Raw genomic sequence first — 1,124 nt, 5'->3', positions numbered from 1 at the left:
GGAACCCGGCACCGCGGTGCGTGGCGAACGCCGACAGCCGCAGCTCCGTGAGGTGCGGCCGGTCGGGGTGCGCCTCGACGCGCCCGGGGGCCGCCGGTGAAGGCCGGGGCAGGACGGCTTCCGGCGGCTGCGCCTGCGGCGGCACACGTGACTCGCATGGCTGGGAGGACGGCGGGGAGGACTGGGGCGACACTGACATATCCGGACCGTAGGCCTCCGCCGTCAGGTGAACCGTTCCGCCCGGGGGACCTTCCTACGATCGAGCGATGGGCCTCATGACTCGCCTCACGCTCCCGGAACCCCCGCGCCCTCCATCAGCCCCCGCACTTCCGTCCCCGGCGGTGTGAGCAGGAACACGTTCCGGTCGACGCGGGTCATTCCGCTCGCCAGGCCGAAGACGACGCCCGTGCTGAAGTCGAGCACCCGCTTGGCGACCTCGGTCTCCGCGCCGGTCAGGTCGAGGAGCACCGGTATGCCCGCCATCAGGGTCTCCGCGACCTCGCGGGCGTCCCCGAACACGTTCACGCGGAGGACGACGAAGCGGCGGCGCGGCTCGGTCTCGGCCTCGGGTACGGCGCGGTGGCCCACGGCCGAGGGCCAGGCGTCCCGGCCTCGCAGCGGCACTACCTGGGCGAGCCCCTCCCACTGTTCGTCGGTGACATCGTGGCTGTTCACCGGCATGCTCCGTCCTGGGTCGCGCTGGCAGTCTGCATCCGGCAATTGTTGCGCACTGTCACCCGTTCGGCCCAACAGCGACACACTCCGCGACAAGATCGGGCCGCATCTCACAGTGGCCCCGAGCCGGTTGTGCAGCGGGCGTAACCCCTCATGATCGAGCCGCGTGACATCGACGTAATGGGCAATTCGTACGGTCTACGGCATGACGACGAGCCCCCAGACACAGCAGGTACGGACGGTCTGCTCGTACTGCGGTGTGGGCTGCGGCATGCTGCTCGACGTCGGGGCGGGTCCCGACGGCAGGCGTACGGTCCTCAAGGCGTCCGGCGACAAGGCGCACCCGGCGAACGCGGGACGGCTGTGCACCAAGGGCGCGACCACGGCCGAGATGCTCGCCGCACCCGGCCGGCTGACGAGCGCGCTGGTCCGGGACGAGCGGGGCGCGG

At 71.5% G+C, this 1,124-nt stretch carries 2 protein-coding genes and 1 pseudogene; 1 reads left to right on the top strand and 2 read right to left on the bottom strand.

All coding sequences use genetic code 11. From position 1 onward, the window contains the following. Both R6V09_RS53655 and R6V09_RS53650 read right to left on the bottom strand, forming a co-directional pair. Nucleotides 1–199: pseudogene (locus R6V09_RS53655) on the bottom strand (ATP-binding protein); the annotation flags it as partial. Between the two features lie 86 nt (nucleotides 200–285). Beyond that, nucleotides 286–681, bottom strand: coding sequence for a cell division protein SepF (locus R6V09_RS53650; protein ID WP_317888628.1), 396 nt, complete (start codon nucleotides 679–681; stop codon nucleotides 286–288). 199 nt (nucleotides 682–880) lie between these two features. Between R6V09_RS53650 and R6V09_RS53645 the strand changes: the two genes are divergently transcribed. Further along, the coding region (locus R6V09_RS53645) for a hypothetical protein (protein WP_317888627.1) at nucleotides 881–1,124 on the top strand (244 nt) is incomplete at its 3' end.

The organism is Streptomyces sp. W16 (genome assembly GCF_033194735.1).
In the GTDB taxonomy this organism is placed as follows: domain Bacteria; phylum Actinomycetota; class Actinomycetes; order Streptomycetales; family Streptomycetaceae; genus Streptomyces.
This window is presented reverse-complemented; position numbering and strand designations above follow the sequence as displayed.

Excerpts from the sequence above, each read along its gene's own strand:
- R6V09_RS53650 (WP_317888628.1), bottom strand. The coding sequence starts at position 681 with ATGCCGGTGAACAGCCACGATGTCACCGACGAACAGTGGGAGGGGCTC.